At 66.3% G+C, this 16,661-nt stretch carries 16 protein-coding genes and 1 tRNA gene; 8 read left to right on the top strand and 9 right to left on the bottom strand.

The features are described from left to right. Nucleotides 1-75: 75 nt before the first annotated feature. The gene (gene gloB, locus AC3FKG_RS20505) at nt 76-876 is read right to left on the bottom strand and encodes a hydroxyacylglutathione hydrolase (protein WP_483708584.1); all 801 of its coding nucleotides are present in this window, start codon (nt 874-876) and stop codon (nt 76-78) included. Nucleotides 877-888: 12 nt separating this feature from the next. Between gloB and AC3FKG_RS20500 the strand changes: the two genes are divergently transcribed. The 6 genes from AC3FKG_RS20500 (at nt 889) to AC3FKG_RS20475 (ending at nt 6,112) form a co-directional block, all read left to right on the top strand. Further along, nucleotides 889-1,683, top strand: coding sequence for a class I SAM-dependent methyltransferase (locus AC3FKG_RS20500; protein WP_483708585.1), 795 nt, complete (start codon nt 889-891; stop codon nt 1,681-1,683). A 59-nt stretch (nt 1,684-1,742) separates the two neighbouring features. After that, entirely contained in the window at nt 1,743-2,180 is a 438-nt protein-coding gene (rnhA, locus tag AC3FKG_RS20495; protein ID WP_488743996.1) for a ribonuclease HI, read from the top strand. A gap of 31 nt (nt 2,181-2,211) precedes the next feature. Continuing rightward, nucleotides 2,212-2,922: a DNA polymerase III subunit epsilon gene (dnaQ, locus tag AC3FKG_RS20490; RefSeq protein ID WP_488743995.1), complete on the top strand. Its 711-nt coding sequence runs from the start codon at nt 2,212-2,214 to the stop codon at nt 2,920-2,922. A 121-nt stretch (nt 2,923-3,043) separates the two neighbouring features. Continuing rightward, nucleotides 3,044-3,118, top strand: a tRNA-Val gene (locus tag AC3FKG_RS20485). A 202-nt stretch (nt 3,119-3,320) separates the two neighbouring features. Next, a complete protein-coding gene (locus AC3FKG_RS20480; RefSeq protein ID WP_488743994.1) occupies nt 3,321-3,932 on the top strand; it encodes a hypothetical protein in 612 nt (203 codons plus the stop codon). Nucleotides 3,933-4,162: 230 nt separating this feature from the next. Continuing rightward, nucleotides 4,163-6,112, top strand: coding sequence for a sensor domain-containing diguanylate cyclase (locus AC3FKG_RS20475; protein ID WP_488743993.1), 1,950 nt, complete (start codon nt 4,163-4,165; stop codon nt 6,110-6,112). A gap of 50 nt (nt 6,113-6,162) precedes the next feature. Here the strand turns inward: AC3FKG_RS20475 and AC3FKG_RS20470 are convergent, their stop codons facing one another. The 6 genes from AC3FKG_RS20470 to AC3FKG_RS20445 form a co-directional block, all read right to left on the bottom strand. After that, the gene (locus AC3FKG_RS20470; protein WP_483711510.1) at nt 6,163-7,878 is read right to left on the bottom strand and encodes an ABC transporter substrate-binding protein; all 1,716 of its coding nucleotides are present in this window, start codon (nt 7,876-7,878) and stop codon (nt 6,163-6,165) included. A 123-nt stretch (nt 7,879-8,001) separates the two neighbouring features. Continuing rightward, complete coding sequence (locus tag AC3FKG_RS20465) at nt 8,002-8,310, bottom strand: DUF2160 domain-containing protein (protein ID WP_483731694.1); 309 nt, start codon at nt 8,308-8,310, stop codon at nt 8,002-8,004. Nucleotides 8,311-8,334: 24 nt separating this feature from the next. Further along, on the bottom strand, nt 8,335-9,156 hold the full coding sequence (locus AC3FKG_RS20460) for a carbohydrate ABC transporter permease (RefSeq protein WP_483708591.1): 822 nt from the start codon (nt 9,154-9,156) through the stop codon (nt 8,335-8,337). Further along, a complete protein-coding gene (locus tag AC3FKG_RS20455; RefSeq protein ID WP_483708592.1) occupies nt 9,149-10,033 on the bottom strand; it encodes a carbohydrate ABC transporter permease in 885 nt (294 codons plus the stop codon). The genes AC3FKG_RS20460 and AC3FKG_RS20455 overlap by 8 nt, the downstream gene beginning before the upstream one ends. Continuing rightward, nucleotides 10,030-11,148 (bottom strand): ABC transporter ATP-binding protein, encoded by a 1,119-nt coding sequence (locus AC3FKG_RS20450; RefSeq protein WP_488743992.1) that lies wholly within the window; start codon nt 11,146-11,148, stop codon nt 10,030-10,032. Before AC3FKG_RS20450 ends, AC3FKG_RS20455 begins: the two co-directional genes overlap by 4 nt. A gap of 1 nt (nt 11,149) precedes the next feature. After that, on the bottom strand, nt 11,150-12,271 hold the full coding sequence (locus tag AC3FKG_RS20445) for an ABC transporter ATP-binding protein (protein WP_488743991.1): 1,122 nt from the start codon (nt 12,269-12,271) through the stop codon (nt 11,150-11,152). Between the two features lie 158 nt (nt 12,272-12,429). Between AC3FKG_RS20445 and AC3FKG_RS20440 the strand changes: the two genes are divergently transcribed. After that, nucleotides 12,430-13,200 (top strand): DeoR/GlpR family DNA-binding transcription regulator, encoded by a 771-nt coding sequence (locus AC3FKG_RS20440; protein ID WP_483708595.1) that lies wholly within the window; start codon nt 12,430-12,432, stop codon nt 13,198-13,200. Nucleotides 13,201-13,276: 76 nt separating this feature from the next. Here the strand turns inward: AC3FKG_RS20440 and purU are convergent, their stop codons facing one another. Both purU and AC3FKG_RS20430 read right to left on the bottom strand, forming a co-directional pair. Then, nucleotides 13,277-14,143 (bottom strand): formyltetrahydrofolate deformylase, encoded by an 867-nt coding sequence (gene purU, locus AC3FKG_RS20435; RefSeq protein ID WP_483708596.1) that lies wholly within the window; start codon nt 14,141-14,143, stop codon nt 13,277-13,279. Nucleotides 14,144-14,212: 69 nt separating this feature from the next. Then, entirely contained in the window at nt 14,213-15,055 is an 843-nt protein-coding gene (locus AC3FKG_RS20430) for an NUDIX hydrolase (protein ID WP_483708597.1), read from the bottom strand. Between the two features lie 38 nt (nt 15,056-15,093). Between AC3FKG_RS20430 and glpK the strand changes: the two genes are divergently transcribed. Then, on the top strand, nt 15,094-16,641 hold the full coding sequence (glpK, locus tag AC3FKG_RS20425; RefSeq protein ID WP_483708598.1) for a glycerol kinase GlpK: 1,548 nt from the start codon (nt 15,094-15,096) through the stop codon (nt 16,639-16,641). Nucleotides 16,642-16,661 lie beyond the last annotated feature (20 nt).

Raw genomic sequence — 16,661 nt, 5'->3', positions numbered from 1 at the left:
TTTCGCGTCAATGAGATTTTCCAGTGGCAAGGCTATGAATCCGGCGAACCGCCTCGAGCCCTGTCGTGATGCTGTTCATCGGAAATTGTCTTTCCAGCCCCGCAAGGCGCCAAAAGCCTCCGCATCGCCGGCTACGCTGCCTCCCTGCGCCTGCACGGCCGAACGCACCGCGGGCTCGCGCGAACGCAGGAACGGATTGACCTCGCGCTCCAGCGCAATGGTGGAGGGCACGGTCGGCTGGCCTTGCGCGCGCAAGGCCTCGACGCGCGCATCCCAGGCCGCCAGCGCCGCATTGCCGGGCTCGACCGCGCGCGCAAAGCGCACATTGCTGCGCGTGTATTCGTGCGCGCAGTAGACACGCGTTTCGCCCGGCAGCGAAGCCAGCTTGTCCAGCGACGACAGCATCTGTGCCGGCGTGCCTTCGAACAGGCGGCCGCAGCCGGTGGCGAACAGGGTATCGCCGCAGAACACGACTGGCCCGGCGCCGGTCAACTCGCCGACATAGGCGACGTGGCCTGCGGTATGGCCCGGCACATCGAGCACGCGCAGTTGCAGCGCGGGCGCCTGCAACGTCACCGTATCGCCTTCGCGCACAGCCTGCGTGCGCGCGCCGATACGCTCGCCTGCCGGCCCGATCACGGGCATCGGCTCGCCGTCGGGGCCAGCCGGGTGCGAGGCGAGCAACGCCGCCACGCCACCCTGGTGATCGCCATGGTGATGGGTGATTACAATAGCGCCCAGAGCCAGGCCTTTGTCCACGAGGAACCGCTCCACCGGCGCCGCCTCGCCGGGATCGACCACGGCGGCAGTGCGGCCGTCGTGGATGGCCCAGATATAGTTATCCTGAAATGCCGGGATCGGCTCCACCTTCAACATGCGTGTACTCCTATGGCTGACCGTCCGATTGTAAGCTGGGAAGACTGGCTGGCTTCGCCTCCCGGGCAATACATGCTCCGGTGGGAGGCTCAGCAATACGACCGGATCGTGACGGATATCTTCGGCTATCACGCGGTCCAGATGGGCCTGCCCGTGATCGACACCCTGCGCGAAAACCGGATGCCGTTTTCGGCGCTCGCGCTCGATCCGGCCAGCGGCCCCCACGGGCCGCGCGCGGCGCATCCTGATGCGCGCCAGTTGCTGTGCCGGTTCGACGAACTGCCATTCGATACGCAGAGCATAGACCTTGCCACCCTCCCCCATGTACTCGAGTTCGCCGAGGACCCGCACGAAGTGCTGCGCGAGGTCTCGCGCGTGCTGATGCCCGAAGGCCGTGTCGTGGTGACCTGCTTCAACCCGATGAGCCTTTGGGGTGCGCGCCAGGGCCTGAACCGGCTTGGCGCCATGCCGTTCCTGCCCACCGATGCGCAATCGATCGGCTTCGTACGCATCAAGGACTGGCTCAAGCTGCTGGGCTTTGACATCATTCGCGGCCGCTTCGGCTGCTACTGCCCGCCCTACCGCACCGACCGCTGGCTGCAGCGCGCCAATTTCATGGAAAAGGCCGGCGACCGCTGGTGGCCGATCTTTGGCGCGGTGTACATGATTTCCGCGGTCAAGCGCGTGCGCAATATCCGCCTGGTCGGCCCGGCCTGGAAGACCGCCAAGGCCGCCCTGACGCCGGTGGCCTCTCCGGTGGCGACCCCGACCGGCACACACGGCAAGACGCCCGGCGACGACTGCTGATCCCGGCGCGCACATCAACCCTGCGGCAGCCCTGGACGGGCTGCCCTGACGAACGACACATGCAAGAAGTTACGATTTATTCCGATGGCGCCTGCAAGGGCAATCCCGGCCGTGGCGGCTGGGGCGCCGTGCTGGTGGCCGGCACCAGCGAAAAAGAGCTGTTTGGCGGCGAGGCCAACACCACCAACAACCGCATGGAGATGACCGCGGTCATCGAAGCGCTGCGCGCGCTCAAGCGCCCTTGCATCGTGCGCGTGTACACCGACTCGCAGTACGTGCAGAAGGGCATCAGCGAATGGCTGCCAGGCTGGAAGGCCCGCGGCTGGAAAACTGCCGACAAGAAGCCCGTGAAGAACGCCGACCTGTGGCAAGCCCTCGATGATCTGGTGCAGCCGCACCAGATCAGCTGGCACTGGGTACGCGGCCACAATGGCCACCCGGGCAACGAGCGGGCCGACGCGCTCGCCAACCGCGGCGTCGAGTCGCTCAACGCCTGAGCCGGTCCGCCGCTCCGCTAGAATGCCCGCCATGCGACAAATCGTTCTCGACACCGAAACCACCGGCCTGAATGCCGCCAGCGGCGACCGCCTGATTGAAATCGGGTGTGTCGAACTGGTCAACCGGCGGCTCACGGGCCGTCACCTGCACTTCTACGTCAATCCCGAGCGCGATATCGACGAGGGCGCCGTGGCTGTCCACGGCATCACCATCGACTTCCTGGCCGACAAGCCGAAGTTCGCGGAGATCGTCAACGACGTCCGCGACTTCGTGCAGGGCGCCGAGCTCATCATCCACAACGCGCAGTTCGACCTGGGCTTCCTGGACATGGAATTCCGCCTGCTGGGGCTGCCGCCGTTCCGGGGCCATGCCGCCAGCGTGATCGATACCCTGCTCGAAGCACGCCAGATGTTCCCCGGCAAGCGCAATTCGCTCGATGCCCTGTGCGACCGGCTTGGCGTGAGCAACGCGCACCGCACGCTCCACGGCGCCTTGCTCGATGCCGAGCTGCTGGCCGAGGTCTACCTGGCCATGACGCGCGGCCAGAACTCCCTGGTCATCGACATGCTGGACGGCACTGAATCCGCGGATGGCTCCGTCGCGGATTCGGACCTCTCGCACCTCAACCTGACCGTATTGCGCGCCAGCGAAGAAGAAACGACCGCGCATATCGGCGTGCTCAAGCAGCTGGACAAGGCGAGCGGCGGCAAGACCGTCTGGCAGGAAGCCGCTACGGCGTAAGGTGGCCCGGCACCCGCCCCTGAAAAAATCTGGCGCAAGGGCTTTACAAGATACAAGAAGGTCTGCATAATCTCGTTTCTCAGCTGCACGACGAAAGTCAACGCGGTAGCGACGCAGCCTGGGGTGGTTAGCTCAGCGGTAGAGCACTGCCTTCACACGGCAGGGGTCACAGGTTCAATCCCTGTACCACCCACCAGATTCAGGAAAGCCAGCCTTGTGCTGGCTTTTTTCATTTCCCCCCCACCCTCCCCGTTCTCCCGCAACACCCCCGTTCCGACTAAACGGCGCCGTCTCATTCCGGCATGATCGCCGCGCCGATACGGTAGTCAGCTCCAACAACCATCTGGAGCCGGCTCATGCCACACGTTTCGCCTCACGCCCTTTCGCAGGCGCCCGCCATGCAAGCGGCATTTACCTGGTCTGGACATTCCCCCGTGTCACCCGGCTGGTTCGAAGTCCGCCCGGTACGCGTGCCTCGCGACGCCAGGCCTGTCTATGACGAAGACCTCGACTGCATCACCGGCTACCACCGCGCCTTTGGCCGCACGGCCTTGACCTATGACTTGCTGGGCAGCTTCGTGGCGATCGATGAATCATTGGAAGCCAGTCCCGCCCGGCCCACGCTGCCCCACCTCGCCGTGGGCGCCCTCTGGCAGCCAGCGGCCCAGGGCATGACGCGCGCCGGCTTCCACGCCGAAGGCGCCGCGCTCGATGCGCGCACATGCGGCAAGCTGCGCGAGCGTTTCATCCGGCTGTCCCGCCTGCCGCTGCATTTCTCCGTGGAGGCCTTGGCGGATATGCAGCAAGCCGAGCGCTTCGTGCCTTTGCATATCCTGCGGCTCGCGATCCGATGCGGCTGCCGTGATGCGCCGGAGAGCGGCAACGAAGCCACCGTGCGCTATACCGCCGGCATCACGCGCCGGCGTGAGCCCGCGCTGCTGGAGCTGTTGGTCCGGCTCGGCGACCGGGTCATCCTGCGCATCCGCCAGTGGCCCGTCGGCGCGCGCTGATCGCCGAGAATACCGTCGCGCAGTTGCCACCATTGCGCCGTCAGAGTGCAGCAAGCCCCACAATGCCCGACCACAACCGTCGGCGCCCATCGCGATGATGACGACATCTGCTACGCTGGCGCCTGGTTCCGTACAAGAAGGGCGGGGTCGTCAATCCATATCCCTGGGACCGGAAACGGGTCAGTGCGCAGAAGAACAAACACATCATGCGTCACTCAATAAAACTGCGAATGGCGGTGGCAACCGCCATGGTGGTTACGTTGATCATCGTGCTGCGGGCCTTCGCTTCGCAGTACTACGCTTACGACGGCCTGAAGGCGCTGCAGCAGAGCCATCAGGACACCATGGTCAGGCTGGTCGCGGAGGAGCTCGACGAGAAGTTCGAGAACCGGGCCACCATCCTGCGCCAGATGGCCCACCAGTTCGCGCCTGCGCTGGGCAATCGCCCGGCCGAACTCAAGCGCATCGCCAGGCAGATGCCTGACCTGTCAGTCATGTTCAACGCCGTGTTCCTGGCGGGCCCGACCGGCGATTTGATTTTCAGTACAGCGGTGCCGGACGGCGTACACATCAACGTGGGCGAGCGCGACTATTTCCGCGCGATCGCCAATGGCGCCCCGCTTGCGGTGTCCGACCTGCTGCAGGGCAAACTGACCAAGGCGCCCGGCGTGGTACTGGCCGTTCCGCTGCGCGGGCCTGACGGCGAATTGCGTGCGGTGGTCGGCGGCGTCATCAACCTGTCGCTGAACAATTTCCTGCAGGAACTGGCACGCAGCCCGGTTGGTATCACCGGCACCTTTTGCCTGGTTTCCGCCGGTCCCAATCCGCGCTACGCCATGCATCGGGATGCCGCGAAACTGCTGACCCCGGCCAGGGCCGTCGGCGAGAACTGCGGAGCCGAGCAGCCCGAAACGTTCTGGGAGCCCATCCGCCCGCGCCAGCCGGTTATTGCGCGCTATCTGCTGGAATCCAATGGCTGGGAACTGGTGTCAGTGCTGCCGGCCGCCGAAGCCTACGCCCCGCTGATCGAGGCGCGCCGCCGCGTGCTTGCCATTGCCGCGGCGTCGCTCGCGGTCGCAGCCGCGTCGATGTGGCTGGTGATGGTGTGGCTGCTCGCGCCGCTGCAGCGGCTGCACCGCGCGGTGCGCCGCGTCGCCGCCAATCCCGCCGCCGCCTCGGAACTGCCGGTCGGCCGCGACGACGAGATCGGCGAACTGTCAGCGACCTTCGCCGATGTCATGCACCAGCTTTCCGAGCGTGAAGCGGCACTAAAGGCTGCCAAAGACCACGCCGCCGAGAGCGAGAAGCGCATCGAGGCGATTGCCAACCACGTGCCGGACTTTGTCTCGTTCGTCGACATGAACGAGCGCTTTGTCTTCGTCAACCAGGCCTATGCGCGCCACTTCGGGCTGCCGGCGCAGCAGATCATCGGCCTGTCGCTGCGCGAACTGTGGGGCACCCAGGCCTACCTGGCCTCGCGCCCGTACCTGGAGCAGGCCTTTGCCGGCAAGGCGGTGAAGTTCACGCGCGAAAGTCCGGACGGATCGGAATGCGTGCAGATCACCTGCCAGCCGGCCTGGAACGATGCGCAAGACACCATCCACGGACTGCACCTGTTCGCGCGCAATGTCACGAGCGAGCGCCAGAAGCTGCGCAGCCTGGAAGCGCAGACCATGTCCGACCACCTGACCGGCCTGCTCAACCGCAAGGGCTTCGACCGGCGTTTTGCCGAAGCGCTGGCACGCGCCGACACCGGCGGGCGGGCGGCAGCGCTGCTGCTTGTCGACCTGGACGACTTCAAGGCCGTCAACGACGGCTACGGGCACGCCATCGGCGACCGCCTCCTGATTGCCTTCGCCCAGAGCCTGACCCGCAGCGTGCGCAAGGAAGACGCCGTCGCCCGCATTGGCGGTGACGAATTCGCGGTGATCCTGGAGAACGTCAACGATATCCGCGCGGTCGAGCGTATCGCCAACGCCATCGTGCAGACGGCGCTGGCACCGCTCGTCATCGATGGGCAGGCGCATGCCGCCACCGTCAGCGTCGGCTCGGCCATTCACCGGCCCGGACAAGGCATGTCCGTCAGCGAACTGTTCATGCGGGCGGACATGGCGCTTTATGAAGCCAAGCGCCACGGCAAGGCGCGCTATGCGGCCCCGCTGGCGGACACGCCCGCGTAGCGAAGGTCAGCCGGGGCCTGCCAGGTGCCGGCAGGCCCCGCCACAAGCCATCAGCGCACGCGCCCTTCCTTCCACGCTTGCAGCAGCTTGTCGTAGGCGATGGTCTCGCCCTTCGGCTTCTCGTTGTCGAGCTTCTTCCACGGCGCGTGCTCGCCGGAGAGCCACTTCGACGGCTCGCTCTTGGTGTTGAGCTTGGGCGCGCAATGGCTCATGCCCGCGCGCTGCAGCCGGCCCATGACCTGGTCCATCTCTTCGGCCAGGTTGTCCATGGCGGCTTGCGGCGTCTTCTCGCCGGTCACCGCCGTGGCCACGTTCTTCCACCAGAGCTGCGCGAGCTTCGGATAGTCAGGCACGTTGGTCCCGGTCGGCGTCCACGCTACGCGCGCCGGGCTGCGGTAGAACTCGACCAGCCCGCCGTACCTGGCCGCGTTCTGGGTCAGGTACTCGTGATGGATGTCACTGTCGCGGATGAACGTCAGGCCGACCAGCGACTTCTTCAGCGACACCGTCTTGGCCGTCACGAATTGCGCATAGAGCCATGCCGCGGCCAGCCGGTTGGGATCGGTGTTCTTGAAGAAGGTCCACGAACCCACGTCCTGGTAGCCGTTCTGCATGCCCTGCTTCCAGTACGGACCATACGGCGACGGCGCCATGCGCCATTTCGGCGAGCCGTCGGCATTCACCACGGGCAGGCCTTTCTTGGTCATGTCGGCGGTAAAGGCCGTGTACCAGAACACCTGCTGCGCGACCTGGCCCTGCGCGGGAACGGGCCCGGCTTCCGAGAACGTCATGCCCATGGCCTGTGGCGGGGCGAACTTTTTCATCCAGTCGATGTACTTGGTCAGCGCATAGACCGCCGCCGGGCTGTTGGTCGCGCCACCGCGCGACACCGACGCGCCCACCGGCGTGCACTTATCCTCGGCCACGCGGATGCCCCACTCGTCGACCGGCATGCCGTTCGGCAGGCCCTTGTCGGCCGTGCCCGCCATGGACAGCCACGCGTCGGTAAAGCGCCAGCCGAGCGAGGGGTCCTTCTTGCCGTAGTCCATGTGCCCGTACACCTTCTTGCCGTCCAGTTCCTTCACGTCGTTGGTGAAGAAATTGGCAATGTCCTCGTACGCGGACCAGTTGGTCGGCACGCCCAGGTCATAGCCGTACTTGGCCTTGAACTTGTCCTGCAGGTCCTTGCGCGCGAACCAGTCAGCGCGGAACCAGTACAGGTTGGCGAATTGCTGGTCGGGCAACTGGTACAGCTTGCCGTCCGGCGCGGTGGTGAACTTGGTGCCGATGAAGTCCTTCACATCCAGGCCGGGATTGGTCCATTCCTTGCCGGCGCCGGCCATATAGTCCGACAGCGGCAGGATTGCACCGTAGCGGTAGTGGGTGCCGATCAGGTCGGAATCGGAAATCCACCCGTCATAGATCGACTTGCCCGACTGCATCGAGGTCTGCAGCTTCTCCACCACATCGCCTTCCTGGATGATGTCGTGGTTCACCTTGATGCCGGTGATCTCCTCGAAGGCCTTGGCCAGCGTCTTGGACTCGTACTCGTGCGTGGTGATGGTCTCCGACACCACGTTGATCTGCGTGACCCCCTTGGCCTTGAGCTTGGCGGCCGCATCGATGAACCATTTCATCTCGGCCTGCTGCTTGTCCTTGGACAGCGACGACGGCTGGAACTCGTTGTCGATCCACTTCTTCGCCTCGGCCTCGCCAGCCCAGGCATGGCCGCATGCCAGCGCGGCCGCGCAGGCTAGGACCGTCATTCCTGACTTCACGTGCACGTTCATCGGTGTCTCCTCGATAGTCCCCTCCCCGTTTGCTGTCCGCGCGCGGCCCCGGGGAAGGGTCAAGCCGCATGTCCCGCGAATCGTGATGCGGGCCGGCCCTCAGCCCTTGCGCATGACCAGCAGCAGCACCAGCATCGAAAGGCCGAAGCTGATCCAGATGGAGGGTTCCTCGGCCAGCGAAAACCACTGCATCATGCTTTCGCCAAGTCCCACCCACGCCAGGTTGATCCATGCGGCGCACATGAGGCCGATAAACAGGCGGTCGCCGCGCGTGGTGGCAATCGGCAGGAAGCCCTTGCGCAGCACCGCTGGCGAGCGGACCTCCCATGCCGTCATGGCCACCAGCATGACGACGATGCAGGCAAAGAACACGGCCACCGGCGTGGTCCAGACCATCCAGTTCAGCATGGCGATCTCCTCATGGATCGGTGGCTAGACGCGGCCCATCGCGAAACCCTTCGCGATGTAGTGGCGCACGAACCAGATCACGATGCCGCCCGGCACGATGGTCAGCACGCCGGCCGCGGCCAGCACGCCCCAGTCCATGCCCGACGCCGATACCGTGCGCGTCATGGTGGCCACGATCGGCTTGGCGTTGACCGAGGTCAGCGTGCGCGCCAGCAGCAGTTCCACCCAGCTGAACATGAAGCAGAAGAACGCGGCCACGCCCACGCCGGCCTTGATCAGCGGCAGGAAAATGGTCAGGAAAAAGCGCGGGAATGAATAGCCGTCCACGTAGGCGGTCTCGTCGATCTCGCGCGGCACGCCGGACATGAAGCCCTCCAGGATCCACACCGCCAGCGGCACGTTGAAGACCAGGTGCGCGAGCGCCACGCCCAGGTGCGTGTCCATCAGCCCGATGGTGCTGTAGAGCTGGAAGAACGGCAGCAGGAACACCGCCGGCGGCGTCATGCGGTTGGTCAGCAGCCAGAAAAAGACATGCTTGTCGCCGATGAACTGGTAGCGCGAAAACGCGTACGCCGCGGGCAGCGCGACCGCGATTGCGATCACGGTGTTCATGGCGACGTAGACCAGCGAATTGATATAGCCCGAGTACCACGAGGCATCGGTGAAGATGGTCCGGTAGTGCTCCAGCGTGAATTGCGCGGGCCACAGCGACAGCGTGGAGAGGATCTCCTCGTTGGTCTTGAACGACATGTTAACCATCCAGTAGATCGGCAGGATGGCGAACAGCAGGTAGAGCAGCAGGAACGTGGTGCGCCACGCGGTGGCGCGGTGGCGGGTATCAGCCATGGGGCATGTCCTCGCTGCCGGCGGTGCCCGCGCGCTGCATCCAGTTATAGAGGATGAAGCACATGAGCAGGATGATCAGGAAATAGACGATCGAGAAGGCCGCGGCCGGGCCCAGGTCGAACTGGCCGACCGCCTTCTGCGTCAGGTACTGCGACAGGAACGTGGTGGCGTTGCCCGGGCCGCCGCCGGTCAGCACGAACGGCTCGGTGTAGATCATGAAGCTGTCCATGAAGCGCAGCAGCACCGCGATCATCAGCACGCCGCGCAGCTTCGGCAACTGGATGTAGCGGAACACCGCGAAGCGGCTCGCGCCGTCAATCTGCGCGGCCTGGTAGTAAGCGTCCGGGATGGCGCGCAACCCCGCGTAGCAGAGCAGCGCCACCAACGGCGTCCAGTGCCAGACATCCATGACCAGCACCGTCATCCACGCATCAAAGGCACTGCCGGTGTAGTTGTAGTCAAACCCCATGCCGTCGAGCGCGGCGCCGAGCAGGCCGATATCGGTGCGCCCGAAGATCTGCCAGATCGTGCCCACCACATTCCACGGGATCAGCAGCGACAGCGCGATGATGACCAGCACGGCCGATGCTTTCCATCCCTTCGCGGGCATCGACAGCGCGAGCAGGATGCCCAGCGGGATCTCCACCGCCAGCACCGCAAGCGAGAAACCAAGCTGGCGCAGCAGCGCGTCATGCAACTCGCCATCGCGCAGCACGGTGCGGAACCACTCCGTGCCGACAAACACGCGCCGCTCGGGCGAGATGATGTCCTGCACCGAGTAGTTGACGATCGTCATCAGCGGCAGGATGGCCGAGAACGCCACGCACAGCACCACCGGCAACACCAGCAGCCACGCTTTCTGGTTGATCGGCTTCATGGCTGGCTCCATGGCACCAGCACTTCATTCACGTAGTAGCAGGTATGGCGGTTGAACACGGACAGCCACGCCGTATCGCCAGGCCGTAGCGCCGCGGCTTCCGGCCCGAGGCGCGCGCGCAACGTGCCAACCTGCCCGCCGGCCTCCTGCACGGAGCCGGTCACCAGCCAGTAGGTGCCGATGTCCTGCGCGCGTTCCACGCGCACCGGCACCGCCTGCGTATCGGTGTTGCCGGCCAGTCGCAGGTACTCGGGCCGCACGCCGACGCGGAAACTGCCGGCGTCCTGCAACGCGCCGGCCACCGCCTCGGGCAACGCCGGCATATAGCGGCGCCCCGCCATGTCAACAGCACCGTCGCGCCAGTTCGCCGGCAGGAAGTTCATGCCGGGCGAACCGATGAAGTGCCCGACAAATGTATGCGCGGGCCGCTCGAACAGCGCGTCGGCGGGCCCGACCTGCACGGCCTTGCCGCGCGACATCACTACCACCTGGTCGGCAAAGGTCAGCGCCTCGGTCTGGTCATGGGTCACGTAGATCAGCGTCAGCCGGAACTCGTGATGGATCTCCTTGAGCTTGCGCCGCAACTGCCATTTGAGCTGCGGATCGATCACCGTCAGCGGCTCGTCGAACAGGATCGCCGACACGTCCTGCCGCACCAGTCCGCGGCCCAGCGAGATCTTCTGCTTGGCGTCGGCCGCCAGCCCGCTCGCGCGCCGGTCCAGCGCGCCCGACAGGTCCAGCATCTCCGCCACGCGCCCTACCCGTTCGCGCACCTGTGCCGGCGGCACGCCGCGGTTGCGCAATGGGAAGGCCAGGTTCTCGCCGACGGTCATGGTGTCGTAGATCACCGGGAACTGGAACACCTGCGCGATATTGCGCGCCTGTGGCGAGTCGGCGGTCACGTCGCGGCCGTCGAACAGGATGCGGCCCTGCGACGGGCGCAGCAGACCGGATATGCAGTTCAGCAAGGTCGTCTTGCCGCAGCCGGACGGCCCCAGCAGCGCATAGGCCCCGCCGTCCTCGAAGCTGAACCGCAGCGGCAGCAGCGCGTAGTCCTCGTCCGCTTGCGGGTTGGCGACGTAGGCATGGGCCAGGTCCAGGTCGATACGCGCCATGTCAGCCCCTTGCTGCCGCGCGGGGTGGCAGGACATCGGCCGCCAGGCCCGCAGGCCGCCTGGGCGCACAGAGGCGCTGGCCTTCCTCATCGAACACGTAGAGTTGCTCCGGGACGAGATGCAGCATCAGCGGCGCGCCCAGCCGCAGGTCGAACACGCCGGCGAACTGCGCGACCAGGTTGCCCACGGGCGTGTCGGCGTGCACGAACGTATCGGAGCCGGACAGCTCCGCCAGCGCCACGCGGCCCGGCACCGGCACCGATCCCGGCAAACCTTCCAGGCGCAGCGCCGCCGCGCGCACGCCGACGGTAACGGGGCCGCCGTAACGGCCGGCTTCGGGCACGGGCACCGAGATGTCGTCCGAGAGCGTGACCCAGCCGCCCTGCAGCGTGCCTTCGACCAGGTTCATGGGCGGGTCGCTGAAGGCGCGCGCCACACGCAGTGAATCGGGGTAGTGGAAGACGTCGGGCGTCGGGCCGTACTGCAGCAGTTCGCCGGCATCCAGCACTGCGGTGTAACCGCCGAGCAGCAGTGCCTCGGCCGGCTCGGTGGTGGCGTAGACCACGGTGGCATCGCCCTGTGCGAACAGGTGGGTCAGCTCTTCGCGCAGTTCCTCGCGCAGCTTGTAGTCCAGGTTGACGAGCGGCTCGTCCAGCAGCATCAGCGGCGCGCCCTTGGCCAGCGCGCGCGCCAGCGCCACGCGCTGCTGCTGGCCACCCGACAGTTCGGAAGGGTAGCGGTCCAGCAGATGGTCGATATGGAGCCGGGCAGCCAGCGACCGCACGCGCGCGGCGATGTCATGGCGATCCGCCTGCCGCCGCAGCCGCAACGGCGACGCGATGTTGTCGAACACCCGCATCGACGGATAGTTGATGAACTGCTGGTACACCATCGAGACATTGCGCGCGCGCACGGGCACGCCGGTCATGTCGGCGCCATCCACCAGTACGCGCCCCGCGCTGGGCCGGTCCAGGCCGGCCATGACGCGCATCAGCGAGGTCTTGCCGGCCTGCGTAGCGCCGAGCAGCACCGTCACCGCACCCGCGGCGGGCGCCAGCGACATCGGATACAGGCAGGCTTCCGAGCCCGCTTGCTGCGCAATGCCCTCGAGACTCAGCTGCATCCGAGCTCCATGTTTGAAATGCCCTTTGCATCACAAGAATTCGCGCACCTCACGCGCACGGCACTTGGCTTTATGCTCGTTTTAGTAAAATAACGAACATAAAACAATAGTGCAGCGCATCATTTGTTTTCGTTTGTGATTGAACTAGAATTCCGGACATGACCCTCAATCCGCGCCAGACCGCCCTGCTCGATGAAGTCCGCAACCAGGGCTTTGCCTCGATCGAAGCGCTTGCGCGCAAGTTCGGCGTAACGCTGCAAACCGTACGGCGCGACGTCAACCTGCTGGCGGAAAGCGGCATGCTGGCCCGCTTCCACGGTGGGGTGCGGGTCGAGGGATCGACCACCGAGAATATCGGCTACCGACAGCGGCAGGTACTCAACGCCGAAGGCAAGATACGAATCGCGCGCGCGGTGGCCAAGGCGGTGCCCGAAGGCTGCTCGCTGATCCTGAACATCGGCACGACGGTCGAAGAGATTGCCCGCGCGCTGATGCATCACCGCGGCCTGCGCGTGATTACCAACAACCTTAACGTGGCCGGCATCCTGGCCGACAACCCGGACTGCGAAGTCATCGTGGCCGGTGGCGTGCTGCGTTCACGCGACCGCGGCATCGTGGGCGAAGCGACGGTGGAATTCATCCGCCAGTTCAAGGTAGATATCGGGCTGATCGGCATCTCGGGGATCGAGGCCGACGGCACCTTGCGCGACTACGATTTCCGCGAGGTCAAGGTGGCGCGGACCATCATGGAGCACGCGCGCGAAGTGTGGCTGGCGGCGGACGCCAGCAAGTTCCATCGCCAGGCCATGGTGGAACTGGCGCATCTGTCGCAGGTGGACAGGCTGTTCACCGACCAGCCGCTGGCGGTCCCGTTCGGGCAGATCGTCGCGGACAGCGGAGTGAACTGTGTGGTGGCGGACCAGGACTGAAGCAGCCGCCATGGCGGCGCGCGACCGTGTCCGCCCACCGGCCGGCACGATGCGCGCCGGCGGCAAGCTGCCGGAATTACTTGAAGACGACGGTCTTGTGGCCGTTCAACAGGATGCGGTGTTCGGCATGCCACTTGACCGCGCGCGCGAGCGCCACGCATTCCACGTCGCGGCCGACCGACGTCAGCTGCTCCGGGTCCATGCTATGGTCCACGCGCGCGATTTCCTGCTCGATGATCGGGCCTTCGTCGAGGTCGGCCGTCACGTAGTGCGCGGTCGCGCCGATCAGCTTCACGCCGCGGTCATGGGCCTGGTAATACGGCTTGGCGCCCTTGAAGCTCGGCAGGAACGAGTGGTGGATATTGATGGCACGGCCGGCCAGCTTGCGGCACAGGTCGTCGGACAGCACCTGCATGTAGCGCGCCAGCACCACCAGGTCGATATTCTGGTCGCGCACGACTTCGAACACGCGGCCTTCCTGCGCGGCCTTCTGCTCGGCCGATGCGTTCATCAGCGGCAGGTGGAAGAACGGCACGTCGTAGGACGCCGCCAGCTGATAGAAGTCGCGGTGATTCGACACGATGGCCGCGATCTCGACCGGCAAGCCGCCCACCTTGGCGCGGAACAGCAGGTCGTTCAGGCAGTGGCCGATCTTCGACACCATGATCATCACGCGCGGCTTGGCCGCGGCGTCGTGCAGCTCCCACTGCATGCCGAACTGCTCGCCTACCGGCGCGAACGCGGCCTTCAGCGTGTCCAGCCCCGGGCCGCCGGCCGGCGGGGTGAAATGCACGCGCATGAAGAAGCGGCCGGTAAATTCATCGCCGTACTGGTCGGAATCGACGATATTGCAGCCGTTCTGGAACAGCAGGCCCGATACGGCATGGACGATGCCCGGCTGGTCCGGGCACGAAAGAGTAAGAATGAATCCGGTGTTGCTCATCTTGAATTGTTCTGTCGGGTGCGTGCGGCACGGGGCCGCGAGGGCGCAGGCGGGGCCGCGGGCCCGGCGTCAGGCGGAATCGCCCGCGGATGCCAGCCAGCCGCGCCGGCGGAGGGCATCCAGCGTCACCAGTGTCGCATCGACCGTCATGGTGCCGGCCGACATGATAGCAAGCAATGCGGCGGGATCGATGCGGCGGTGTTCGGCCACCTCGCCGTCCTGGTTGCGCGGGATGAAGTCGGCGGGCAGTTCCAGGTCATAGGCATAGACGTGTTCCCACTGCACGCCTTCGGGAATCTCGCGCAGCACTTCGATGTGGCCGTGGGCCTGCACGCCACGGGCCAGCGCTGCCGGGATGCCCGATTCTTCCTCGCATTCGCGCACCAGCGTGGCCAGGGGGTCGCTGCCGTGCGGCATGCCGCCGGCCACCAGGTTGTCCCACATGCCGGGGTCGACCGCCTTGGCCTGGCTGCGGCGCGATATCCAGAAAGTCGGCTCGCCCCGGATTACGCCGTTCATGTGCGAGGCGAACGTGAGCAGGCCAAGGAAGCGCGCCGCCGCGCGCTCGATCACGGCCAGCGCCGGGGCCTCGAGCGCCGGTGTCACGGCGAACAGCTCGTTGCGCCAGCCCCGCACATGGCCGGCATCGGCCAGCTGCCGGGCCAGGGCCTCGAGCGCGGCGCTGCGTACCGTGAAGTTGCCACGGCCCGGCAACAGGTCGACGGCGCAACCGATGGGCGTGTCCTCCTCCGGCCCCAGCACGCAGCCCATGCCGCGCAGGATGTCGGCATGCGCGCGCGGCAACCAGCCGACCTGCTGACCCGACACCATCAGGCGCAGCTTGGTCGTGCGGTCGAACGGGCTGCGCGCGGCAATGGACGCGTCGATGGCGGCAAGGGTGTCGGTAGGCATCGGCAGACGCAAGTTGAGGTATTTCAGGGACGAAAGGCATGAACCAGCAGACCACGCAGGCCGGGCGGCAGTTCGTACTGGCGCTCGACCAGGGCACCAGCAGTTCTCGCGCCATCCTGTTCGACCACACCGGCAGCGTGGTACGGCTGGCCCAGCGCGAGTTCCGCCAATATTACCCACATCCCGGCCACGTCGAGCACGACCCGTATGAAATCTGGCAGTCGCAGCTCGCGGTCGCGCATGAGGTCCTGAACGGCTCGGGTATCTCGGCTTCGCAGTTGCGCGCGGTCGGCATCACCAACCAGCGCGAGACCACGGTGCTCTGGGACCGCAAGACCGGCGAACCCGTGGGCCGCGCGCTGGTCTGGCAAGATCGCCGCACCGCCCAGATGTGCGAGGCGCTGCTGGACGCCGGCCATGAACGGATGATCCGCGAGAAGACCGGGCTGGTCGTCGACGCCTACTTCTCGGGCACCAAGCTGCGCTGGATGCTCGACAACATTCCAGGCGTACGGGAACGCGCGCAGCGCGGCGAGCTGGCCTTCGGCACCGTGGACAGCTGGCTGATCTGGCAGCTCACCGACGGCGCGCGCCACGTGACCGACGTGTCCAACGCATCGCGCACGATGCTGTTCAACATCCATACCTTCCAATGGGACGACGCGCTGCTGGCACTGCTCGACATCCCGCACGGGGTACTTCCCGAAGTGGTGCCGTCCAGCGGCGAAGTGGCCCGCACGGTGCCGCGCCTGTTCGGCCTGGAGGTGCCCATTGCCGGCATCGCGGGCGACCAGCAGGCGGCCACCTTCGGCCAGGCCTGCTTGTCGCCGGGCATGGCCAAGAACACCTATGGCACGGGCTGCTTCCTGCTGATGAACACCGGCGACCAGCCCGTGGTGTCGCGCAACCGGCTGCTGACGACGATCGGATGGCAGATCGGCGACCAGACCCAGTACTGCCTGGAGGGCGGCGTCTTCATGGGCGGCGCCACCATCCAGTGGCTGCGCGACGGCCTGAAGATCATCGAGAGCGCGCCCGAGGTCGAGCCGCTGGCGCGGCAATGCGATGACACCGGCGGCGTGGTGCTGGTGCCGGCCTTTGCCGGCCTGGGCGCGCCGCACTGGGATGCGTTCGCGCGCGGCACTCTGGTCGGCATGACACGCGGCACCGGCCGCGCGCAGATTGCACGCGCCGCGCTGGAATCGATCGCGCTGCAAAGCGTGGACGTGCTCGACGCCATGCAGAAGGATGCCGGACTCTCGCTGGCCGAACTGCGCGTGGACGGCGGCGCCTCGCGCAGCGACCTGCTGATGCAGATGCAGGCCGACCTGCTCGGCACGACCGTGGTGCGTCCGCGCGTCACGGAAACCACGGCACTCGGCGCGGCCTACCTGGCCGGGCTGGCCACCGGATACTGGAGCGATGCCGGGGAAATCGCGACGCAATGGCAGGTGCAGCAACGGTTCGAGCCGAACCTGTCCGGTGATGCGCGCGCGCACCGGCTGGCCCGCTGGCACCGCGCCGTGGAACGCGCCCGCGACTGGGCGCGCGAAGACGACGAAGCGGCGGGCGCCGCGACATCCTGATTGCCACGCCAGCCCCCCAA

Source organism: Cupriavidus sp. 22TCCZM04-2, assembly GCF_057798895.1.
This window is presented reverse-complemented; position numbering and strand designations above follow the sequence as displayed.